The 1700-nt window shown below is 68.2% G+C and carries 1 protein-coding gene; it reads left to right on the top strand.

Annotated elements, in window-relative coordinates; all coding sequences use genetic code 11:
* Positions 1–57: 57 nt before the first annotated feature.
* Positions 58–1686, top strand: a complete 1629-nt coding sequence (locus tag Sco07f_RS39640; protein WP_108990811.1) for an ISAzo13 family transposase — start codon at positions 58–60, stop codon at positions 1684–1686.
* The last annotated feature ends 14 nt before the right edge of the window (positions 1687–1700 follow it).

A 1700-nucleotide genomic window follows, 5' to 3' on the forward strand; every position in this document is an offset into this window, starting at 1 on the left:
TAAGGGCTTGCAGCTCATCAAGGTGTTGCTTCCCGTCCCGTGGCTCGTTGATGTGGTATGCGCATCCCGGACGAGATCTGTGCCCAACTCGGCATGAAGTTCGGGGTGTTGTTCCCGCATCTGGATGAGCGGCAACGACGGCTGCTGATGGCCGCAGAGGCCCGTGTTCTGGGACACGGTGGTGTCCGGGCCGTCGCACGGGCGGCCTCGGTGAGTGAGACCACGGTCCGCAAGGGCGTGTCCGAGTTGGAGGCCGGCGAGGAGCCTCTGGGGCGGGTGCGGCGGCCGGGCGGCGGCCGCAAGAGGGTCGCAGATCTCGATCCGGGGCTGCGGCCGGCTCTCCTGGCGCTTGTCGAGCCGGACGAGCGAGGCGATCCGGTGTCGCCGCTGCGGTGGACGGTGAAGTCGACCCGCACGCTGGCGCGGGAGCTGGCCCGGACCGGGCACAAAGTCAGTGCGGACACCGTCGCGGACCTGCTACGGGAGGAAGGCTTCAGTCTGCAGGCCAACGCCAAGACCATCGAGGGAAGCCAGCATCCGGATCGTGATGCTCAGTTCCGCTATCTCAACGAGCAGGCCCGTGGTCACCGGGATGCCGGCCAGCCGGTGATCAGCGTGGACACCAAGAAGAAGGAGCTCGTCGGCAAGTTCAGGAACAACGGCCGCCAGTGGCGGCCTGCGGCTGAACCGGCGCCGGTGAAGGTCCATGACTTCGCCGACCCGCAGCTGGGCAAGGCTGTCCCGTACGGGATCTACGATCTGGCGGCGAACACCGGCTGGGTCAACGTGGGTACCGATCACGACACCGCCGCGTTCGCGGTGGAATCGATCCGCCGCTGGTGGTGCGGCCAGGGCCGGGCCGCCTACCCGCAGGCGACGCGACTGCTCATCACCGCCGACGCGGGCGGCTCGAACGGCTACCGCACCCGGGCCTGGAAACTCGAACTCGCCCGGCTCGCCGGCGAAACAGGGCTGACCATCACCGTGTGCCACCTGCCGCCGGGCACATCGAAGTGGAACAAGATCGAGCACAGGCTCTTCTCGCACATCACCATGAACTGGCGCGGCCGCCCGCTGACCAGCCATGAAGTCGTTGTCCAGTCCATCGCCGCGACCACCACCCGCACTGGACTGCGTGTCATGGCCGAGCTGGACACAAACGTCTACCCCACCGGAGTCCAGATCGGCGACGCGGAGATGGCGTCCCTGCCACTGACCCGACACGCCTTCCACGGCGACTGGAACTACGCCCTGCACCCCCAGCCCTGCCCGGCCATCCCAGCACCCCGGGCTCCGCAGGAGCCAGCCCCGCAGTGGGACCACGCTCTCCTGTCCGACCCCGCCCTGACCGGCATGTCCCGGCAGCAACTGAGCGAGCTCACCGAGACTTTGGCCCTCCACGGCGACGTCAAGCGCGGCCGCCCGCCCCGGCTCGCCTTCCCCGACCAGGTCCTGGCAGCCGTCCTCCACCTGCGGGTCGCCCTGGCCGCGGAACCCCTCGCCGTGCTCTTCGACAGCAGTCGAACCGCCATGCACCGCACCCTGCTGAAGATCAGAACGCTGCTGAAGGCGCACAACATCGCCATCCCGCCGACGGCCACTCCGCCCTCCGCCCTCACAGCCCTCCAGGCTCGGGTGCAAGCCCTGAGCAGCGACACCAGCAGCGTGATCAAGACAACGTGTTAATGATCTGCAAGCCC

Source organism: Streptomyces coelicoflavus (genome assembly GCF_003112555.1).
Lineage (GTDB): Bacteria > Actinomycetota > Actinomycetes > Streptomycetales > Streptomycetaceae > Streptomyces > Streptomyces coelicoflavus.

Coding starts and splice junctions, on each gene's coding strand:
- Sco07f_RS39640 (WP_108990811.1), top strand. CDS start 58: ATGCGCATCCCGGACGAGATCTGTGCCCAACTCGGCATGAAGTTCGGG.